Genomic DNA, 20,676 nt, shown 5'->3' on the forward strand with positions numbered 1-20,676 from the left:
AAAGAGTGCGGAGGCGAAATCCTCCGCACCCTTACTCTATCTGGCGATGCTCCTGACAGAAGGTTGTCAGGAGGTGTGGTTCCAGAGGCGGCTTTACAGCCTGCCGCCGGGACGCATGCGAGGGCCGGGGCCAAAACCATGCCCGAAGCCGGGGCCAAAACCGGGATGATAGCCCGGATGATCGTTCCAGCCGGGACGGTCCGTCCAGTGTGGGCGTGCTGGTCCCCTGTTCGACTGGCAATTACGCCCGATGCAGCCATTATAGACATTGCCGCCACCGTTCCAGCCGCGATAAGGACCTGGACCCCAGTCGGGGCCCCAGTAGGGGCCGCTGTTGGCCGCCAGTGCCGAACCGATGGCGATGCCTGCGATGAGCGGTATGCCAACCGCTGCGGCGGTCGATCCGAAATTGTCGTTCGTCGTGTAGCCGTTGCCTGTCTGAATGGCGATGTAGCTCGATGCAGCCCAGCCGGTCATGCCGCCATAGGTCACCTGACACCAGCCATAGCCGCTGGTGCAGCCAGCCACCGTAATACCGACGCCATTCGGGATCGCCCCGATGGTTCCGTACTGGGTGCCCGGGCCGACGCGAAGATTAATCGTCGATGTTACAATTGCCGATGATGCATAAGCATTCGTTGAAACAAGAAGTGCTAATGTAACTATGGAGGACTTAACCGATAGTTTCATATATCATTCCTCTAATATACTTTCTTTAATTACTTATAACATGAAGATTATTATTTACGTGCATCACGATTTTTCGATTTCAATTCATGATTAATGAATATCGACCTCTTGAAATCGGCTTTCACACTAACGGTTTAAGCGCTTCATGCGGTACTTTTCTTCGTGGCGGGCTTGTCTCATATTAAAGGGCGACTCTCTCAAGCACTTAAGGACCGACTTCGATGAATACTGATAATGCGCCGAAGGGCATGCTGACATTGCGCGTTCCGGCCATGCCCAAGGATGCGAATGCGGCGTTCGATATTTTCGGCGGCTGGGTGATGGCGCAGATGGACTCCGCATCCGGCATTCGTGCTGCAGAACGCGCCAAGGGCCGCGTGGTGACGGCAGCGGTTCGTGAAATGTCCTTTGCCAAGCCGGTGAAGATCGGTGACGCGCTCTGCGTCTATACCGAGATTACGCGGGTTGGGCGCAGCTCGATCACGCTGCGGGTGGAAGCCTGGGCACAGCGTTACCTGACCCAGCAGATGGATCTCGTGACCCATGGCGAATTCGTCATGGTTTCTCTGGATGAAAATGGCAAGCCGACGCCGGTGCCGCCGGAGGAATAAAGCATCGTCAAGCCCGGCATTGTGCCGGGCTTATTTAGAGCGGTTCCGGTTAAAACCGGTGGTTGGAACCGCTCTATCTAATTGTTTTCACGCATTATCCTACGCAAAACCGCTTCGCACTTTTACTGGAAATGCTCTATTTGCAGGCGCGATAGCCGCTGCGGCGCTGCATCAGGTCGAAATGGAAGTGATCGGCATGTTCCGGGTTATAGCCGGGGCCGAGAACTGTCGAGAAATAGCCGCATGCATCGGAGCGAACGCTGTTGAGCAGGCCCTTTTCGCGGAAGGCGAAGAAGCCCGGCTTGCGCACCATGATGTTCTTGCCGTTGTTCAGCACGATCTTGGTGACATCGATGGCGTTGCCGCGTGAATGTTCCGACATTTTCGCGCCGCGACGGCTGTTCATGGTGCGGCAGGAATAGCCCCCGGCATTATAGATCGTGCTCACGCCGGACAGATAGCGCATCCGCGAGGCAGGTTGCAGGTCGCCCTTGATCCAGCGGGCAAAGGCCTCGGTCACCTGACAGTTCAGTGTTGCCGCCGGTTTGAACGCGATGGAGCCGCTGTTGAAGCCGGACACCTCGATGGGATTTGCGATCTGGCAGGAACTGCTGCGATAGATCGGCGGCTTTTCCTTGAAGACGACGCCGAGCCGTTTCAGGCGCGTGCGGCAGGCGGTTTCCGCATTGGACATCGTATAGATGTTTTCGGCAGCTGTTACCGGATTTTGAATCGGGGCTGAGAAGCCATAGTCGCCGGAATATTGCGGCTGGCTCTGCTGCGTGGATTGCGTGACGTGGTTCTCTTCCTCCTCGGCAAGCCCGACGATGCGTTCTTGCTGTGGCTCCTGCATGACGGGTGCGTCTACAACCGGGGCAGCATTTGCAATCGGTGCATCGGGAACCATCACGTCGGAATTGCCGACACTGGCCTGCGGGCGCGGGGCGCTTTCACCGGAACAACCGGCGATGATAGCCAGCAAGGCGAGGGACAAGGATGGGGCCAGACCTCGCAACCGGGAGCGCTGGCGGCTGACTGGAGCGGTGGCGGACAACGCAGAACTCATGTCCATACCTTTTCTTCAGGAGACCAGACCGATGGCGTTCCACGAATATTAGCTTGGAAGCGTAAAGGAAGAGTCAGCGCTCGCGTTAAGTGCTGTGGCGTAATCAGGGCAGCGGCCAGAGCATAATTTGGCTGGTGTGAAACGCGCTCCAGCGCGCAGGATTGGCAAAATGCCGCCTTTGTTCTATCACCATGCAGCGGTTTCGGGCCATGCCGCCGACAACATCCTCCCGGTCCCTGAAGTCATTTCCATGTCAGCACTGATTTCGCCAAGCGTCCTGCCGATCCTGCTTCTCATCGGCTCGAACGTTTTCATGACATTCGCCTGGTACGGGCATCTGAAATTCACCAGCACGCCACTCGTTACCGTCATTTTCATCAGCTGGGGCATCGCTCTGATCGAATATTGCCTCGCGGTTCCGGCCAACCGCATCGGGCACGAGGTCTATTCAGCGGCGCAGCTGAAGACCATTCAGGAAGTCATCACGCTGGTGATCTTCAGCCTGTTCTCGGTGTTCTATCTCAAGGAAGCCTTCACCTGGCATCATCTGCTGGGCTTTGCGCTCATAGCGGGTGGGGCAGCTCTTATTTTCAAGGGGTAGAGGCTGTTCCAAAAGTCGTCCTGTGTGGCTGCAAATGGCAATTATCTGCGTGCCGACGCTCATGTAGCTTTCTCTGGTGCATAGTCTTATCCGAAAAGTCTGCAACTTTTCTGGACCATGCTCAAAAGTACACTACGCTCCGGTACTCGAAAATCACCATTTTGATTCAGGCTCTGACGCACTTTACTCGGCAGGTTCAGGAACAAGAGCCGACTTGCGTTTCCAGAACATGGGAATGAGTTCCACCGCCATCATGGCGGCGAAGATCAGTCCGCAGCCGATAAAGCCTATGAAGGTCACCCGCTCGCCGAGGAAGAGCGCGCCGAACAGGGCCGCAAAAAGCGCTTCCGACGACAGGAAGATCGCGGCCTGTGCGGAAGTCGTATAGCGCTGTCCTATGGCCTGCAAGGTGAAGGCAATGCCGGACGAGAAGACGCCGGTGAAAAGAATTTCCTTCCAGGTGAGTGCGATGGCCGTCCAGTTGAAGTCTTCGATCATGGAGGCGATAGCAAGGCCTGCGAAGGCGCTGGTTGCGAACTGGATGCAGCTCAGTGTTATCGGCCGTCCTGCACGGTTTGCCCTGCTGATCAGGACCACCTGCAAGGCCCAGAAGACCGCGCCGCAAATGACCAGCCAGTCACCTTGCTTGAGCGCAGTCAACGTTCCGCCGGAAAGCAGGAATATGCCTGCCAGACATGCCGCCGCACTCGGCCAGACGACAGGATGCGGCCAAGTGCGGAACAGGACGACGCCAAGCACTGGCACCATGACGACATAGAGCCCGGTCAGAAAACCGGCATTGGTGACGGATGTGGTGATGAGCCCGATCTGCTGGAGAACAAGCCCGGTGAACAGGCTCAGTCCGATGAACATGAAGAAGAGATAGTTCGAGCGGCTCAGGCTGGTCCTTGCCCGACGGCCCTCGGCTACGGCCCATGGCAGGACAGTAAGGGCGGCGATTGCCGAGCGGATACCGATGAACAGAAACGGGCCGATACTGGCCATTGCCGTCGATTGGGCGACGAAACCCATGCCCCAGATGACGCCTGCCAGAAGCAGCAGCATATTGGCCTGTACGCGCGTCATCATTACCTCGGTTCGGGATATGTCATTGCAGAAAGAGAAACCGGACGCTTTTCAGCCTTTCCCGGTCGTCATGCTATAGGCAATATTATGGGCAGGCGGCAAGGGAACTTCCGATTCTGCGACATTCATGCATAGTCTGATTATAATTAGAGCGATTTCTTACCGACGGAGTGTTTTATGCTCTCTTTAAATCGTCAATCCGCTGTTGTGGCATCGATTGCCACAACGATGCTGTTTCTGGCGGGTGGGGAATCGCAGGCTGCTTTCAAGAAGGTTCGCGACACGCTGGTTCTGTGCGATTTCGCGCAAAACTGCACTTTGACCCTTACGCCGGTCGCAAGCGATGGCGCGCCGGGGCTTGGCATCTTTCGCAGCAGCCAGTCAGGCTCGAAGCCGCTACTCCGGCTTTCCTATGTCGATCCATCACAGAAAACTGGCAAGTTGGAGATTTCCATCGACGGTCAAACACTGCTCGATGTCGATGTCTCGGCTTTGAAGGCGCAGGACGATCAGCTGGATTATACGGGCGATGTGGTCAAGGCGCTCGACGGGATGAAGAACGGTCAGAAACTGCAACTGAAATTTGCCGGAAAGACCTCGACCTATTCGCTTTCGGGCCTTGTCGGCGGGCTGATCTATGTGGACGAACAGCAATCGCGCGACGGAACTGTCGAGGCATTGCAGGTCAAGGGCAGCAAACCGGCGCCTGTTCCGCCACAGCTCAAGCTGATCGAAACGGTCGAGCAGATACCGGCTGACATCCGCAAGGATTTTTCCGACGAGGCGGCGGTCTGTGGCGGGGCAAGCCCCGGCACGTTCCGCAATGCAGGCGGTTTCGAGACGAAGATTGCCGATGGCCTCGATCTTATCGGCCTGCCATGCGGATCGCCGGGCGCCTACAATCAGCCTTATGCCTTCTACAGCCGCTACGAAAACAAGACTGTGCCGATCTCGCTACCGACCATTTCCGACGATGGCCCGACTGTGACCGACACGGCATGGAACATCGACTGGACCCAGAAAACCTTGACGCTGGCGGCCTTCTTCAAGGGGAGAGGGCTTGGAGATTGCGGCATTTACGATGTCTGGAAAGCTACTGACAGCGGCGAGGGCCGGGTGCGTTTCGTTCTGGTGCAGGAACGTTCAAAAGGCGATTGCGATGGCAATTATGCCGGAGGCCCGGAGAAGTGGCCCGCGAGCTGGCCGGTTAACGCGCAATAGGTGCCGCTTAAGGGCACAGTTGACAGAGATATATTTTTCCGCGTGAAATGGTTGATGGAAATGCTATAGTTCTGTGAACGGCTATTCGAACGGTTCCGAGGCGGATGTTTCGGTGACCGTTTTCTTTTTGTGTGTCGGAGGCTGGTTGGCCTTCGAAAAGCGCCTCGCACTATCCAAGCATTGCGCGAGGTGAGGCGGGCAAATCAAGATGCCGGTGCGTGCAGGACCTCGGGGAGAGGTGAGTACCGGACGAAGGAAAGGACTGGGTATGGAAAAGTTCCCTATGACCCCTGGCGGTTTCGAAAAGCTCAAGGAAGAGCTGCGCTGGCGTCAGCAATCGGAGCGCCCTCGGATTATTGAGGCGATCGCCGAAGCACGTGCGCATGGCGATCTGTCGGAAAACGCCGAATATCATGCTGCGAAAGAAGCCCAGAGCCTGAATGAAGGTCGTATCAACGAACTGGAAGATCTGGTCGCGCGCGCCGAGATTATCGATGTCTCGAAGCTGTCGGGTGACCGCATCAAGTTCGGTGCCACCGTCACCATGATTGACGAGGATACGGATGAAGAGAAGGTCTACCAGATCGTTGGCGATCAGGAAGCCGATGTGAAGGAAGGCCGCATCTCCATTTCATCGCCGATTGCGCGTGCGCTGATCGGCAAGGGCGAAGGCGATACGATTGAAGTCAACGCACCGGGCGGTTCGCGTTCCTACGAAATCGTCGGTTTGAAGTTCGTCTGATTTCCGTGTCCGTGCATAAGCCAGATTCCGGACCGGTTCGGGTTCAGGACGTCGAGGTAGTGGCGCCGAATTTCAAGCGCCGCCTCTCCGGTGTCACATCGACAATCGTTCAGCTGATCCCCTTGCAGCGCGCAAAGGGGCTGAACATTGCGACGATGGGGCCGGGCCTGCCGGATACGCTTCCGCATCTGGGACGGAGCGCTCTTTGGTCCTTCTGGTCAAAGCCAGCGACGAAACCGTTCCGCATCTGGCATGCGCGGCGCAATATTGAAATGCTCGCCGGTATTTTCATGCGCGATGTGCTGCGCATGAAACTGAGGCTGATCTTTACCTCAGCTGCACAGCGAGACCACAAGCCGTTTACCAAATGGCTCATCCGCCGCATGAATGCGGTGATTGCAACGAGTGGTCGCTCGGGAAGCTTTCTCGAAGTCCCGCATCAGGTCATCATGCATGGCGTGGACTTGGAGCGTTTCCATCCTCCTGTCGGCGATGAGGACAGTTTCGCGGCGTCGGGCCTGCCCGGAAAATATGCGGTCGGTTGTTTCGGTCGCGTGCGTTCCTCCAAGGGAACAGACCTTTTCGTCGATGCGATGATTGCGCTGTTGCCGCAATATCCGGACTGGACGGCCATCATCACCGGACGCACGACTGCAGAACACCAGTCTTTCGAGGATGCGCTGAAGGCGAAGATCGCCGCTGCCGGTTTGCAGGACCGTATCCTCATTCTGGGGGAAGTGCCGGATATCCGCGTCTGGTATCGCCGCCTGACGCTTTATGTTGCGCCTTCGCGCAATGAAGGTTTTGGGCTGACACCGCTGGAAGCCATGGCGTCGCAAACGGCAGTCGTTGCCAGCGATGCGGGTGCCTATGCGGAAATGATCGTGGAAGGCACCGGAACATCGGTTGCGGCCGGTGACGGAGATGCCCTGCGCAAGGCTATCGAACCTTATCTGGCAGATCCGGCACTGGCGGAACGCGATGGCGAGAATGCTCTCAGGCATGTTCGCGCGACTTTCCCGCTCGAAAAGGAAGCAGCTGCCATCAGCGCTGTCTACGAGCGCGTATTCGCCGGGAAGTAACAAGTAATGACAGGGCGCTGCGATGCTGACGCATCACGCCCTGAAAATGCTCAATTGCCGCACGGGCTTAACCAGGTCTTGATAAGGCAAGCTCATCCAGACCCGGTATAATTCCCGGCGCAAACCGTCGAAATATCAGAGAATCATCAGCGGTTCGTCCTTGACCGGACGAATGGTCAGTGCGGTGCGCACGGAATCCACATTGGGAGCGGCGGTCAGTTCCTCGATCACGAAGGTCTGGAACGTGTTGAGATCGCGCGCGACGCAATGGAGCAGGAAATCGGACTCGCCCGAAACCATCCAGGCGCGGCGTACCAGAGGCCACTGCTTGGATTTCTCGGCAAAAGCCTTGAGGTCGGCATCGGCCTGGCGATGGAGGCCAACCGAACAGAAAGCAACCAAATCCTGTCCAAGGGAATTGCCATTCAGAATGGCCCGATAGCCCCGGATAACGCCGCTTTCTTCCAGCTTGCGCACACGGCGCAGGCAGGGCGGAGCCGAAATACCGACGCGTTCGGCCAGCTCGACATTGGTGATGCGCCCGTTATTCTGGAGCTCCCGAAGGATTTTCCAATCGATTTCATCCAGATCGGCCTTGATCGGCATGCGTAACTCCGCGCGCAAGGAAATTTCATTCCGGGGTAATTATAGAACATTCGTCGCCATTGTGGCGCAATCTAATCCTGCTCATATCAAATGAAACGGGCGGATGTAAACTGCCTAACGTTCTGTCAACGCACCCAAAAAGTGCGAGTGAACAGGATATACACGGTAACGAGCTCCAGACGCCCTGCCAGCATCAGGAAGGAAAGGACCCACAATGCCGGGTCGTGAATGGTGGAAAAGTTGCCGACGGGGCCAATGGTGTCGCCAAAGCCGGGGCCGATATTGGAGAGCGCGGTCAGTGCGCCAGTGAAGGCCGACACGAAGTCGAGGCCCAGTGAGGCAAGCAGCACCGCGCCTATAATCAGCGAGGCGCAGTAGAGGAACAGGTAGAGAAGCACGTTCTGTGCGATTTCGCCGGAAACTTCCGAGCTGCCGTAGCGGATCTTGATGACAGCATGCGGCATGATGAGCCGGGCAAGATTGGCGCGCGTCAGGCTCCAAAGGATGATGAGGCGGTTCATCTTGATGCCGCCCGACGTCGAACCGGCGCAGCCACCCAGAAATGAAGCGAGAAAGAAAATTCCAATCGCGGGTGGTCCCCACAGGAAATAGTCTTCCGTGGCATAGCCTGTTGTCGTCATGACCGAGACAAAATGAAAAGAGGCCGAGATCAGCGCGTCGCCGAAAGGCACATCGGACCCAAGTCGCAGAACCACCGCGAGTGCAAAGCTGAAGCTGATTGCGATCGTGAAGAACAGTTTCACCTGCGGGTCGACAAGCGATTCCATGCGGCGTGGCATGAAGGCCTTGATATAGAGCACGAAGGGCAGGGCCGAGAGGGCCATGAAGATCGTGGACACGACCAGGAGCGGGCGGTTTCCCTGATAGAAGCCGATGGAGCTGTCGTGAGTGGAAAAGCCTGCTGTCGCAATCGTCGTGAAGCCGTGGTTGATGGCGTCGAACATGCTCATGCCGACGGCAAAATAAGCAATGATGCAGGCGGCGGTCAGGCTGAGATAGGCCAGCACGATGCCGAGCGCGATCTGGTTCATGCGCGGGAGAATTTTTTCCGACTTGTCGGAATTCTCCATATGGAAGAGCGCCAACCCGCCCGCCCGCAGGGACGGCAGCATCAGCAGAGCCAAGCCGATAAAGCCGATACCCCCGATCCAGCAGAGAAGCGAGCGCCACAGGAGAATGCCACGCTGCATGTTGTCGAGCCCGGTCAGCGCGGTCGCGCCGGTTGACGTGACGCCCGACATGGCCTCGAAGAAGGCCGTCGCATAGCTGATCGGCAAATGCGAGAAATAAAGCGGTATCGAACCCAGAAAACTCGCTGTCAGCCAGAGGCACGCCGTCAGCAGAAAGCCAAGGCGCGGGGTGAAGCGCATCGTCTGGTTCTGGGTGGCCAGCAGAATCAAGGCAGAGAGCGCGCCGGTTGCCGCAGCTGAACGCACGAAGATCAGCCAGTCGTCACTTCCGTCGCGCAGGTCGATTGCTGCAGGCAGAAGCATGGCTACCGCCATGAGGAGGCCGAAACGCGCACAGATATTGGCGACTGTCTTATAAATGGCGGACGGCTCCGAGGTTAGGCAAATTTTCCCTTGTTTAGCGTGAGATCGATCCACCCGCAATGCGCTGGCTGTCAAAGGCTTTGCTTAAAGGTCACAAGCTGTGGCTAAAGCACAGCAAATCCCTGTGGAACCTTGCAAACATTGAGGGGCAGACCTACCTTGGCCATAATGTCGGGGCATTGGCCAAACAGGCGCGAAAGCGATTCTGGTGAGCCGGAACCCGTCGCTTTAAATCGATTTTAGAGTACCCCCCAAAGTGTGGAACATTTTGGACAAGGTACATGTGAAAACAAACATGTGGAGCGCTGATCTGGATCAATCAGATCAAAACGTTCCGGGACCGGAGAGAACTTCATGTCACAGCGTCACGCGCCAGTCATAGTCATCGGCTCAGGTCCTGCTGGTTATACCGCTGCGATTTATGCTGCTCGCGCCATGCTGAAACCACTCATCATTGCCGGTCTCCAGCAGGGTGGTCAGCTGATGATCACCACCGATGTGGAAAATTATCCGGGCTACGCCGATCCGGTGCAGGGGCCATGGATGATGGAACAGATGGCAAAGCAAGCGGAAAATGTCGGCTCCGAAATCGTCCATGACATTATTACCGAGGTTGAAACCGCGGTGCGCCCTTTCCGCCTGAAGGGTGATTCCGGCACGATCTATACCTGCGATGCTTTGATCATCGCGACGGGTGCGCAGGCCAAGTGGCTTGGCCTCGACAGCGAGCAGACCTTCATGGGCGGTGGCGTTTCTGCTTGCGCGACCTGTGACGGTTTCTTCTATCGCGGCAAGGATGTGGTCGTTGTCGGCGGTGGCAATACCGCTGTTGAGGAAGCGCTTTATCTTTCCCATATCGCCAAGAGCGTGACGGTCGTGCATCGCCGCGATGGCTTCCGTGCAGAGAAGATCATGCAGGATCGCCTGCTTTCGCGCCAGAACGTCTCGGTGGTCTGGAACAGTGTGATCGACGAAATCCTTGGCACCGAGGCAAAGCCGCCGATGGGCGCAACTGTGACCGGCGTACGCCTCAAGAACGTGGTGACGGGCGAGACGCAGGAACTCGACACGCACGGTGTTTTTGTCGCTATCGGCCACGCACCTGCGGTTTCTTTGTTCGAGGGCAAGCTCAAGCAGAAGCCGAACGGCTATCTGTGGACTGCACCCGATTCGACGGCCACCGACGTTCCGGGCATTTTTGCTGCGGGCGACGTCACGGACGATATTTATCGGCAGGCTGTGACTGCCGCCGGTTTGGGTTGCATGGCTGCTCTGGAAGCTGAGCGCTGGCTTGCCGCACAGGAACCGCTGCACGAAGCTGCGGAGTAAAGCATTTCCAAGCCAGAAGTGTGAGGCGGTTTTGCGTAAGGTGAATGCGGTGAAAACAATGAGAGGGGATAATCGTGGTCGCTCCGCTCGACTGGGATAAACTGCGCATTTTTCATGCTGCGGCTGAGGCTGGGTCGTTCACCCACGCAGCCCAGACATTGCATCTGTCGCAATCGGCTATCTCGCGTCAGGTGAGCGCGCTGGAGCAGGATGTCGGCGTCCCGCTGTTTCATCGTCATGCACGCGGTCTGATCCTGACCGAGCAGGGCGAAACGCTTTATCGCACTGCACATGACGTGCTGATGAAGCTTGAGAATGTTCGCTCGAAGCTTGCCGAGAGCAAGGAAAAGCCGACGGGTCGTCTTCGCGTGACGACGACTGTTGGTCTTGGCTCCGGCTGGCTGATCGAGCGGATTCAGGAATTCGTCGAGCTTTATCCCGATATCCAGCTGCAGCTGATCCTCGACAATGAGGAACTGGACCTGACGATGCGTCATGCGGATTGTGCCATCCGGTTGCGGCAGCCGCAGCAGCCAGACCTGATCCAGCGCCGGCTGTTCACAGTGCATATGCATGTCTATGCGTCGGCTGGTTATGTTTCGAAATATGGCAAGTTGAATTCGATCGATGAGATTGATCAGCATCGTGTCGTGACTTTCGGTGAACCGGCGCCAAGCTATCTGACAGGCCTGAACTGGCTGGAGATTGCTGGACGTGCCGATGGCAGTACGCGCATTCCCGCGTTGCAGGTGAACAATCTGCTGTCGATCCGTCGCGCTGTGCAGCGTGGCGTCGGCATCGCCGTTCTGCCCGATTATATGGCCGACAAGGAATCCGGTCTGGTGCAACTTCTGCCGGAACTGGAAGAAATACCGTCCTTCGATACTTTCTTCTGCTATCCGGAAGCCTTGAAGAACTCCGCGAAACTGCACGCTTTCCGCGACTTCCTGTTCTCGAAGGCCCGCAACTGGACCTATTGATCGTATCTTACTGTTCATAGAAAAGGCCGCGCTGATCGCCAGCGCGGCCTTTTTGCTTATGGCGATGGCTGGTTATTTGCGTGGCAGCAGGCGCTGCACTTCCTTGGATGCATCGGCAAGGGCGTCTTCCGGCGTGGCGGATTGCTCGACGACGCGCGAAAGATTGTCCACGATGGTTTGTGTCACCTTCACGCCGTTCGAACCCGGGAAGGCATACCACGGGATCATCAGTGACATCTGGCTGAGACCGGCCTTGAACAGCGGATTTTCCGCGTAGAATTTGCCGAGATATTCGTCGGACTTTGCAGCCAGTTCGTTGTTCGGCACATAGCCGGTGCCGGGAACGACGACGGAAGCGCCGTAAGGGCCGGCAGCGAACTTGGCGAATTTCCATGCCGCATCCTGCTTGGCCTGATCTTCGGTCAGGATGACGACTGCGTTGCCACCGGTTGGCAGGTGACCCTTTTCAGCATTGATAAGAGGAATTTTGGCAGTGCGCAGATCGAACTTGTCGCCGACATTCTTGATCGTGTTGCGCAGCGCGCCAGTCGTCTGGAACGAGAAGCCGACTTTGCCAGCCGCGAAAGCCTGCTCACCCGCTGCCTTGGTCAGAACCGGCATGCCGCCTTCCTTCACCATGCGGTCGACCAGCTTGAAGGCTTCGAGCCCTTCCGGTCCATCGAAGGCGACCTTCTTCTCGTCTTCGGTCAGCATGGTGCCGCCTGCGCCGAACAGAAGCGCCGAGAACATCCAGTCGTCACCCTGCCAGCGGAAATCAATGCCTTCATTGCCGTTGCCAAGCGCCTTGATCTTGCCGCCGAGCTCGATCACTTCGTCCCAGGTGGTTGGAGGCGTGTCGGGATTGCCGCCTGCAGCCTTCAGGAGATCAGCATTGTAATACATGATCGGGTTGGAGGTCGCGAAAGCAAGACCAACTTGACGGTCGCCAACGCGGGCGAGGCTCAGCAGGTGATCAGTGAAGCCCTGTGCTTCCATGTCGGTTTCTTTTTCGACCAGCGGCTTCATGTCGACGCCGATATTGCGCTCGGCCAATACGCGCAGGCGGTTCAACCCGGTGAAGGTGATATCCGGCATTTCCGACGTTCCGGCCTGACGCATGATCGTCTGGATGCCTTCTTCGTAGGTTGCCGAGGGGCTGACGAAGTTGATCTTGATGTCCGGATTTTCTGCCATGAACTTTCCAGAGATGTCAGCCATGACATCCTTGAAAAAGCCTGGCATCGGATAGTGCACATTCAGCGTCGTTTCGGCAAAGGCGGGCGAGCCGAGACCTGTTGCCATTGCCAGAGCGGCGAGTGCACTGGAAAAGCGTTTCATGTTTGAACTCCTGTGGAGGATGGGAGGGAAGAATTCAGCCCTTGAGGCCGGTGAGGGTGATGCCTTCGATGAAGCGGCGTTGGGCGGCAAGAAAAGCAAGCAGCAGCGGCAGCGTGATGATGAGGGTTGCCGCCATCAACGCCCCATAATCGTCGCCTGCTTCCGCAGCGCGGAAATAGAGGAGGCCCAATGGTGGTGTGGCGCGCTCCATGCCGTTGATAACGATCAGCGGCCAGAACAGATCGTTCCAGTGCGCAACCACCGAGAAGATCGAGAAGGCGGTGATGGCGGGCCAGGCATTGGGTACAATCACCCGCATGACGATGCCCGCCTCTGACATGCCGTCGAGACGCGCGGCGCTGATGAGATCATCCGGCATGGCGCGGAAGAACTGCAGAAACAGGAATATGCCGAAGACCGAGATGAAGAACGGAGCACTGAGAGCAAAATAGCTGTTGAGCACGCCGAGCTGATTGAAGCCGACATAGAAGGGCAATGCGGTGGCATGGATCGGCACGAGCAGGCCGAGCATGACCATCATCATCATAGTACGCTGGCCGCGGAAATTGAGCTTTGCCATGGCATAGGCGCAGGGAATGGCGACCACGACCTGAATGACCAGAATGAGCGCGCAGACGACTATGCCGTTGAACAGCAAAAGCCCCATCGGCACACGGCTGAATGCCTTGGCAAGATTATCCAGGAGTGCCCAGTTGTGCGGGATCAGCGACAGGGAGGACGAGAAAATATCCTGCTGCGATTTTGCTGCCGTCGACAGCATGAAGATATAGGGCGCGAGAAAAAGCAGGGCACCCAGTGAAAGAATGCCAAGACGGAAAGAACGAGCCAATGTCATCCGGGTTTCCTCAGTAATGGGTGCGACGGTCCAGCACGCGGAACTGCAACATCATCAGGATCACCAGAACCGCGAGAAAGATCACCGTCATTGCCGAGGCATAACCAACGCGCAGATAGACGAAGCCTTCCTGATAGATGGTCCAGAGCAGGACTTCCGATGCCTTGTTCGGGCCGCCTTCGGTCAGCGTCTTGACCGTCTCGAACACCTTTACGGCATTGATGATGCTGATCGTCGTGACGAATAGCGTGGTTGGGCCGAGCAGGGGCCATGTGACCAGCCGGAAGCGCTCCCAGCTGTTTTTCACGCCGTCGACTTCAGCGGCCGAATAGAGTTCTCGCGGGATGGCCGTGAGACCGGCCAGAAACAGCACCATGTTGAAGCCGACGCTCTGCCAGATGCCGATCAATGCGAGGCTGAACAGCACCGTCTCGCTGGAGCCTAGCCAGTTTGGACCGGCGATGCCGATCATGCCCAGCATGGCGTTGACGGGGCCGAGTGTCGGATGCAGCAGATATTGCCAGACGGTTGCCATCGCCACGAGGAGCGATGCGACCGGCAGAAAATAGACGGTGCGGAAGAAGGATTTGCCGCGAACTTCGCCTTCGATGAGGAGGGCCACGCCGAGGCCGAGAAAGACGGAAGCTGGTGCCACGATCACGGTATAGATGGCGGTGTTCTTCAGCGAGACCAGAAACGTCCGGTCGCTGAAGAGTTCGGCGTAGTTTTCCAGTCCGATGAATTCGAAACCGTCATAGCCAAGCTCGAAATTGGTCAGGCTCCAGAAAATGACGGCGGCTGTCGGCAGGAGGATCAGCAGCCCCGTCAGAATGATGGCCGGAGCTGCCAGTTTCCAGGCCAGCCGTTCTTCGCGGCGGCGGGCTTCATCAGCCGCCGTGCGCGCGCTGGTGGCCGCAGGGCCGGATAGCGTAAAATCAGACATGAGCGGCAGCCTTTGCCGGCGATGCAGGTTTGACGATGTTCCCGGCGGGCTGGCGCAGGCGCAAACCATCTTCTCCGAAGAGGTGGGCGTGGCTGGCATCGAAATGCAGGCCCACCGGCAGGCCGACGACAATGTCACGGGCTTGTTCGGGTGTGAGCTTCACAGTGAAATCTTGTGAGGCGCCGGGAGCCTTGAGATAGACCAGTACTTCCGAGCCGAGAAATTCGATCCGCGATACCGTGCCCGCAATGCCTGTCTTGTCATGAGGCTTGAGCTGAAAATGCTCAGGACGAATGCCGATGCGGATATTGGTACCGGAATGGGCGGCGACGTCCTGCAGGATGGGGCGACCGGCAAAATGCACCATGCCGTTGTCGCTGACCAATGCTTCCAGAATATTGATGCGCGGCGTGCCGATGAACTGTGCGACCTCGATATGGCGCGGATCGTTATAGATTGCGGTTGGCGTGTCGATCTGCAGCAGTTTTCCGCCCATCATCACTGCAACGCGGTCGGCCATGCTGAGCGCTTCGGCCTGGTCGTGGGTCACATAGATAGTCGGGACACCGGCGCGGCGATGCAATTCGACGATTTCCGCACGGGTGTGAACACGCAGATTGGCATCGAGGTTCGACAATGGTTCATCCATCAGGAATGCACCGGGCTGGCGGACGAGCGCACGGGCAAGGGCCACGCGCTGGCGCTGGCCGCCGGACATCTGGCCCGGCTTGCGGTCGAGCAGATGGTCGATCTTGAGGCTTGTTGCGGTTGCCCTGACCTGCTTCTGGATGGCGGCGCGCTTCCTGCGCTGGCCGGGAATGAAAGCGCCGATCATTGGCAGGCGTTCCACAGCGGTCAGATCACGCATTGCAAGCGGCACCGCGATGTTCTGCGCTGTCGTCAGATGAGGGTAGAGCGCGTAGGACTGGAACACCATGGCGATGTTGCGGTCGGCAGGGTGGGCGCCAGTTATGTTACGCCCTGCCAACTCCACGCTTCCTTCATCCGCATGGTCGAGACCGGCCAGAATGCGCAGTAAGGTGCTCTTTCCGCAGCCCGACGGGCCGACGAGGGCGATGAATTCGCCTTCTGCTGCTTCGATGGAAATGCCATCGAGAATGCGATTGCCTCCGTAGGATTTGCCGATGTCGCGAAGGACGAGCGTGCTCACTGGCTTGCCTCCTCAACGACTTTCTCGCCGTCGCCAGCGTGGTGTGGATAGACTTCATGCACCACGTCATCGATGACATAGGGCGTCAGCTCATCGATGCGGACGATGCTGCTTGTGGCGACTTCATCGAGATCGTGAATGGCGGCTCCGAGGATACGTTCGCCGGGGAGATCGCGTTCCATCGGCCCGACGATGAAGGCTGCGGCAGGCGCCCAGACATAATTCGTGCCGAAGGCGTCGCCCGACCATGCACGATGCAGGTGGCCGCTGGCATGAAGCTGAACATTATACTGAGCGAAGAGATCATAAAGACGTTGGCGCGGGGCAGGGCGAATGCCCCAGTAGCCGCTGTCGCCTTCATCCGGATCGTCCACGAAGAGCGGCTTGTGGGCGAAGACGGCGACGGGCTTGCCATCGCTGTTCTTCAATTCGTCTTCGAGCCACTGGAACTGTTCTGCTTCTTCGGCTTCACCGGAACCGATGACGAGACTGTTGAGGCCGATGATGCGCCAGTTGCCGAAATTTTCCGCCCAGCGGTCCGGACCGATATGACGACGCCAGCGCATCAGGCGCTGCGGATTGACCGGCTGGTGGCTCTCGGGAAGATGGCCGATATCGTGGTTGCCCGGAAGACTGAGAACACGCGCCGGAAGCTCGTTCAGGCAGGTGCGGCAGAACAGAAGATCAGCCTCTACGTCTGCGCCATCGACGGTCAGGTCACCGGTGTGAATGACGAGATCGGGCTTTTGCTGATCGATCCAGGCAACGAGCGGTTCCCAGTTGCGATTGAAGTGCGGCTTGATGGGGCTGAGGTGGGTATCTGTAATCTGAACGATCCGCACGGCTACGATCCTTCTCGGGTCTGTCTATTGTCGCAGCACTTTTCGCGCGCTGCACATCCGCCAGGCGCGTTATGCGCGGCGTCTTGCCGGGGCTTTTAGGCGCGTTGTGTGACAGGCCCGCTGCATAGCCGTGACAGTTGCATGACATCTGCTTTGAGCGACTCAGAAAGGGCGATTTGCCAAATTTGGAGGCATCGTTGTTTTGTCGATGCTCATGCTTTAGGCGGCTAATTTGCACATTATAATATTACGAAGTAATTCAATTTGCTGTAAGCTTTTGTTTTTAAACAAGTTTCTTGCTTAATCTAGTCATGCGTAAAATGCATAGCTGCATTGCGCTAAAGTCGCATTGCAAAAACAATGGGCAACAGGCATATAAAGATCATCTCAGCGCTGCGTTTCCTCCTCCCATTTGCGCAGGCTGAGTGTTCCCCTCTGGAGGTTTGCCTCAAAGGCACCTTCAAAACTCAAAGCCAGACATTTGTCTGGCTTTTTTTTTTTTTTTTTTGGGTGCGCCGAGCATGGCGCGTGGTGCGCAAGCATCGCTCGACCGGGATGGTATCCGTTCGATGACTTGGAGGTGAAAGTCCTCTACGGGCCCTGGTGATGGGAACCGTTAGCCGAACAGCAAGGGCGTTGTCGTAAGGCGGGGTCTGAAGGAAGCTGTAAGCAAAGTGCCGGCCTGACGAACAGGAAGCGCATAAGAGGCAGTCGCATCAGGGCAAGGGGGCCCATTTACCCAAAGCCCGATATCACCCGGATGATGCGGCTGTAGATGCGACAGGTATATGGCATGAAGGTCACGCGTCTTACCTCGGGAGATCTGTCGCCTCGCCACCGGCAACGGTGTGCTACCGCCGCTGAGAAGCGACGGAATAGGGCGGCAGAAGTCAGCAGATGCCGTAGTAGCCGTACCGGACGGCGAAGGGCTGAACATGAAGTGTCGGATGGAGAACGATCTTTCGATGACGACAGCAGATGCAGATAATGGAGCTGAAACGCCCCATGCCCATGCGGAAGGTAGTGGCCGGAAGCTGCGAGAGGATGCCTTGGGCGCATCAAACGTCACGGCAGGATCGTCCAACTCACAACCGAAGGACGCGATGCAACTGATGGAAATGATCGTCAGTCGCGATAACATGATAGCGGCCTTACACCGCGTGGTGTCGAACAAGGGAGCGGCGGGCATCGACAAGATGAGCGTTGGCGACCTGAAGCAGCATCTCGTATCGCATTGGCCGCGCATCAGGGAAGACCTGCTGGCGGGTCGGTATGAGCCAGCGCCGGTGCGCGGGGTGGAAATCCCCAAGCCCGGCGGCGGGAAACGCCTTCTTGGCATTCCCACGGTTCTCGACCGCCTCATCCAGCAGGCGATACATCAGGTGCTGATGCCGATCTTCGACCCAGGCTTCTCCAATTCCTCTTTCGGCTTTAGGCCGGAGCGGAGTGCCCATGATGCGATCCTTGCCGCACGGTCCTATGTGGCCGACGGTTACCGCGTTGTGGTTGATCTTGATCTGGAGAAGTTCTTCGACCGGGTAAACCACGATGTGCTGATGGCACGAGTGGCACGCAAGGTCTACGACAAACGGGTGCTGCGGTTGATCCGCCGTTATCTGCAAGCCGGGTTGATGATGGGCGGGATGACGACAATGCGAAGCGAGGGAACGCCGCAGGGCGGTCCCCTGTCTCCGCTATTATCGAACGTCCTGCTCGACGATCTGGACAAGGAACTGGAACAGCGCGGACATCGCTTCTGCCGCTACGCCGACGACTGTAATATCTATGTGCGGTCAATACGTGCCGGTCAACGGGTGATGGCTTCGCTCACCGCCTTCCTTGGAAGGAGACTGAAGCTGAAGGTCAACGCCACCAAAAGTGCTGTTGACCATCCATGGAACCGGGTCTTTTTGGGTTATACGATGACGTTCCACCGTATGCCCCGCCTCAAGGTGGCGGTACAAAGTGTGAAGCGTCTTCGTGGCAAACTGAAAGCCCAGTTCCGGGCTGGGCGTGGCCGGGCCATTGACGCCACCATCAAGGACCTAGCGCCGATCCTGCGCGGCTGGACAGCTTACTTTAAGCTGGCTGACGTGAAGGGGACGTTCGAGGAAATGGATGGATGGGTTCACCGCAAGCTGCGGGCTACCCTGTGGCGGCAATGGACGAAACCAGCCGCGCGCGCAAGAAACCTGATGCAACGAGGCATAAAGAAGGAGCGTGCATGGATAAGTGCCAGCAATGGCCGGGGACCATGGTGGAATGCCAGAACCTCACACATGCACGAAGCCCTACCGAATGCCTACTTCACCAAAATCGGGCTGATCTCGTTCCTGAAGGAACACCGACGCCTATACTACGCTTCATGAACCGCCGTATACGGAACCGTACGTACGGTGGTGTGGGAGGAGGGCCTAAAATGCCCTCCTACCCGATCTTTTTGCCAAGCCGCCTCTTTTTGTGAGAAATACAGAAACGAAAAAGGGGCCTTTCGGCCCCTTCGTCATTCCATTTTGTTTTGTTTAGCGCAGGCTGGCGCAGAAGCGCTGGATGCGGGTGCAGGCTTCTTCGAGAAGCGCGTCCGACGTTGCATAGGAAATACGGAAGTTTGGTCCAAGACCGAAAGCCGAACCGTGAACGACGGCGACGCCTTCTGCTTCCAGCAGTTCGGTGACGAAGTCTTCGTCGCTTTCGATGACCTTGCCAGCTTCCGTCTTCTTGCCGATGAGGTCAGCACAGGACGGATAGACGTAGAACGCACCTTCCGGTGTCGGGCACTTGATGCCTTTGGCCTGATTGAGCATCGACACGACCAGATCGCGACGGGCCTGGAAGATTTTCTTGTTTTCCGGAATGAAATCCTGGGTGCCGTTGAGTGCTTCGACTGCGGCCCACTGTGCGATGGAGCAGGCGCCCGAGGTCTGCTGACCCTGCACCATATCCATGGCCTTGATGAGCTGCAGTGGTCCTGCCGCATAGCCGATACGCCAGCCGGTCATGGCGTAGGCCTTCGACACGCCGTTCATCGTGAGCGTGCGGTCGTAAAGCGAAGGCTCGACCTGAGCAGGCGTCGTGAAGACGAAGTCTCCATAGACCAGATGCTCATACATGTCGTCGGTCAGGATCCAGACATGCGGGTGACGAACCAGAACGTCGGTCAGGGCCTTGAGTTCCGCTTCCGTGTAAGCCGCGCCGGTCGGGTTCGACGGCGAGTTGAAGATCAGCCACTTGGTCTTGGGCGTGATGGCCTTTTCCAGATCGGCGGCGGTCAGCTTGAAATTGTCTTCGATCTTCGTGTTGATGAAAACCGGGTTGCCGCCGTTGATCGCTACCATTTCAGGATAGCTGACCCAGTAAGGGGCAGGGACGATGACTTCATCGCCGGGGTTCAGCGTCGCCATAAAGGCGTTGAACAGAATCTGCTTGCCGCCAGTGCCGACGATGACCTGTTCCGGCTTGTAGTCGAGACCGTTTTCACGCTTGAACTTGGCAACGATGGCCTGACGCAGTTCAGGAATACCGGCAACGGGCGTGTACTTCGTTTCACCGCGATTGATCGCGTCGATGGCAGCCTGCTTGATATTTGTGGGCGTGTCGAAGTCGGGCTCGCCCGCACCGAGACCAATCACGTCCTTGCCCTTGGCTTTCAGCTCACGTGCTTTCTGGCTGACCGCGATGGTCGCAGATGGCTTTACACGAGAAAGGGCGTCGGCGAGAAATGCCATGATAGATCTCCATAGATGGCAGGCTCTGTTAACCGGCACCGGGCGCGTCCGGTTTTGCGGATTTTCTATGTCCCATCGGCGCAGGAAGCGCAACAGAAGGATTGTGATTTCATCGGCAATTGCTGGATTTCGCAAAAATGTGTTGCCGAAACGAACAGATCCATCAGCAATGCTGACATATTAACGCAACGAAACTGATCGGACCGGGCGATA

19 protein-coding genes are annotated in these 20,676 nt (G+C 57.3%); 8 read left to right on the plus strand and 11 right to left on the minus strand.

Features of this window, described 5'->3' with window-relative positions:
• Positions 1-93: 93 nt before the first annotated feature.
• Positions 94-690: an SH3 domain-containing protein gene (locus OANT_RS08610; RefSeq protein ID WP_012091679.1), complete on the minus strand. Its 597-nt coding sequence runs from the start codon at positions 688-690 to the stop codon at positions 94-96.
• A gap of 221 nt (positions 691-911) precedes the next feature.
• Here OANT_RS08610 and OANT_RS08615 point away from each other — a divergent pair, with 221 nt between their 5' ends.
• Entirely contained in the window at positions 912-1,301 is a 390-nt protein-coding gene (locus tag OANT_RS08615; RefSeq protein WP_010659642.1) for an acyl-CoA thioesterase, read from the plus strand.
• 136 nt (positions 1,302-1,437) lie between these two features.
• On the opposite strand, the gene OANT_RS08620 is transcribed toward OANT_RS08615, so the two are convergent.
• Entirely contained in the window at positions 1,438-2,367 is a 930-nt protein-coding gene (locus tag OANT_RS08620) for an extensin-like domain-containing protein (protein WP_012091680.1), read from the minus strand.
• 250 nt (positions 2,368-2,617) lie between these two features.
• Between OANT_RS08620 and OANT_RS08625 the strand changes: the two genes are divergently transcribed.
• Positions 2,618-2,968, plus strand: coding sequence for a DMT family protein (locus OANT_RS08625; protein WP_040130092.1), 351 nt, complete (start codon positions 2,618-2,620; stop codon positions 2,966-2,968).
• Between the two features lie 183 nt (positions 2,969-3,151).
• Here OANT_RS08625 and OANT_RS08630 read toward each other — a convergent pair whose 3' ends face one another.
• The gene (locus OANT_RS08630) at positions 3,152-4,054 is read right to left on the minus strand and encodes a DMT family transporter (protein WP_012091682.1); all 903 of its coding nucleotides are present in this window, start codon (positions 4,052-4,054) and stop codon (positions 3,152-3,154) included.
• A gap of 177 nt (positions 4,055-4,231) precedes the next feature.
• Here OANT_RS08630 and OANT_RS08635 point away from each other — a divergent pair, with 177 nt between their 5' ends.
• The 3 genes from OANT_RS08635 to OANT_RS08645 all read left to right on the plus strand — a co-directional run bounded on the left by OANT_RS08635 (position 4,232) and on the right by OANT_RS08645 (position 7,099).
• Positions 4,232-5,275, plus strand: a complete 1,044-nt coding sequence (locus OANT_RS08635) for a DUF1176 domain-containing protein (RefSeq protein ID WP_012091683.1) — start codon at positions 4,232-4,234, stop codon at positions 5,273-5,275.
• A 268-nt stretch (positions 5,276-5,543) separates the two neighbouring features.
• The gene (greA, locus tag OANT_RS08640; protein WP_012091684.1) at positions 5,544-6,017 is read left to right on the plus strand and encodes a transcription elongation factor GreA; all 474 of its coding nucleotides are present in this window, start codon (positions 5,544-5,546) and stop codon (positions 6,015-6,017) included.
• Between the two features lie 11 nt (positions 6,018-6,028).
• Positions 6,029-7,099, plus strand: coding sequence for a glycosyltransferase family 4 protein (locus OANT_RS08645; protein ID WP_040130094.1), 1,071 nt, complete (start codon positions 6,029-6,031; stop codon positions 7,097-7,099).
• Between the two features lie 135 nt (positions 7,100-7,234).
• Here the strand turns inward: OANT_RS08645 and OANT_RS08650 are convergent, their stop codons facing one another.
• Positions 7,235-7,705 carry an Lrp/AsnC family transcriptional regulator gene (locus tag OANT_RS08650; protein ID WP_010659649.1) on the minus strand — a complete coding sequence of 157 codons (471 nt, stop codon included), beginning with the start codon at positions 7,703-7,705 and terminating at the stop codon, positions 7,235-7,237.
• Between the two features lie 125 nt (positions 7,706-7,830).
• Entirely contained in the window at positions 7,831-9,231 is a 1,401-nt protein-coding gene (locus tag OANT_RS08655) for a TrkH family potassium uptake protein (RefSeq protein WP_029376059.1), read from the minus strand.
• 402 nt (positions 9,232-9,633) lie between these two features.
• Here OANT_RS08655 and trxB point away from each other — a divergent pair, with 402 nt between their 5' ends.
• Together trxB and OANT_RS08665 are read left to right on the plus strand one after the other, a co-directional pair.
• Positions 9,634-10,608 (plus strand): thioredoxin-disulfide reductase, encoded by a 975-nt coding sequence (trxB, locus tag OANT_RS08660; protein WP_012091687.1) that lies wholly within the window; start codon positions 9,634-9,636, stop codon positions 10,606-10,608.
• Between the two features lie 74 nt (positions 10,609-10,682).
• Complete coding sequence (locus tag OANT_RS08665) at positions 10,683-11,588, plus strand: LysR family transcriptional regulator (protein WP_010659652.1); 906 nt, start codon at positions 10,683-10,685, stop codon at positions 11,586-11,588.
• Between the two features lie 72 nt (positions 11,589-11,660).
• Here OANT_RS08665 and OANT_RS08670 read toward each other — a convergent pair whose 3' ends face one another.
• From OANT_RS08670 to OANT_RS08690, 5 genes are read right to left on the minus strand one after another with little or no spacing between them, the layout of a single operon-like run.
• Positions 11,661-12,926 (minus strand): ABC transporter substrate-binding protein, encoded by a 1,266-nt coding sequence (locus OANT_RS08670; protein WP_012091688.1) that lies wholly within the window; start codon positions 12,924-12,926, stop codon positions 11,661-11,663.
• Positions 12,927-12,960: 34 nt separating this feature from the next.
• Positions 12,961-13,782, minus strand: coding sequence for a carbohydrate ABC transporter permease (locus OANT_RS08675; protein ID WP_012091689.1), 822 nt, complete (start codon positions 13,780-13,782; stop codon positions 12,961-12,963).
• Between the two features lie 10 nt (positions 13,783-13,792).
• Positions 13,793-14,725, minus strand: a complete 933-nt coding sequence (locus tag OANT_RS08680; RefSeq protein ID WP_012091690.1) for a carbohydrate ABC transporter permease — start codon at positions 14,723-14,725, stop codon at positions 13,793-13,795.
• The gene (locus tag OANT_RS08685) at positions 14,718-15,896 is read right to left on the minus strand and encodes an ABC transporter ATP-binding protein (RefSeq protein WP_012091691.1); all 1,179 of its coding nucleotides are present in this window, start codon (positions 15,894-15,896) and stop codon (positions 14,718-14,720) included. The genes OANT_RS08680 and OANT_RS08685 overlap by 8 nt, the downstream gene beginning before the upstream one ends.
• The gene (locus OANT_RS08690) at positions 15,893-16,738 is read right to left on the minus strand and encodes a metallophosphoesterase family protein (protein WP_012091692.1); all 846 of its coding nucleotides are present in this window, start codon (positions 16,736-16,738) and stop codon (positions 15,893-15,895) included. The genes OANT_RS08685 and OANT_RS08690 overlap by 4 nt, the downstream gene beginning before the upstream one ends.
• Before the next feature lie 965 nt (positions 16,739-17,703).
• Between OANT_RS08690 and ltrA the strand changes: the two genes are divergently transcribed.
• Positions 17,704-19,107 (plus strand): group II intron reverse transcriptase/maturase, encoded by a 1,404-nt coding sequence (gene ltrA, locus OANT_RS08695; protein WP_011982869.1) that lies wholly within the window; start codon positions 17,704-17,706, stop codon positions 19,105-19,107.
• 153 nt (positions 19,108-19,260) lie between these two features.
• On the opposite strand, the gene OANT_RS08700 is transcribed toward ltrA, so the two are convergent.
• A complete protein-coding gene (locus OANT_RS08700) occupies positions 19,261-20,463 on the minus strand; it encodes a pyridoxal phosphate-dependent aminotransferase (RefSeq protein WP_010659659.1) in 1,203 nt (400 codons plus the stop codon).
• Positions 20,464-20,676: the final 213 nt, after the last annotated feature.

Source organism: Brucella anthropi ATCC 49188 (assembly GCF_000017405.1).
In the GTDB taxonomy this organism is placed as follows: Bacteria; Pseudomonadota; Alphaproteobacteria; order Rhizobiales; family Rhizobiaceae; genus Brucella; species Brucella anthropi.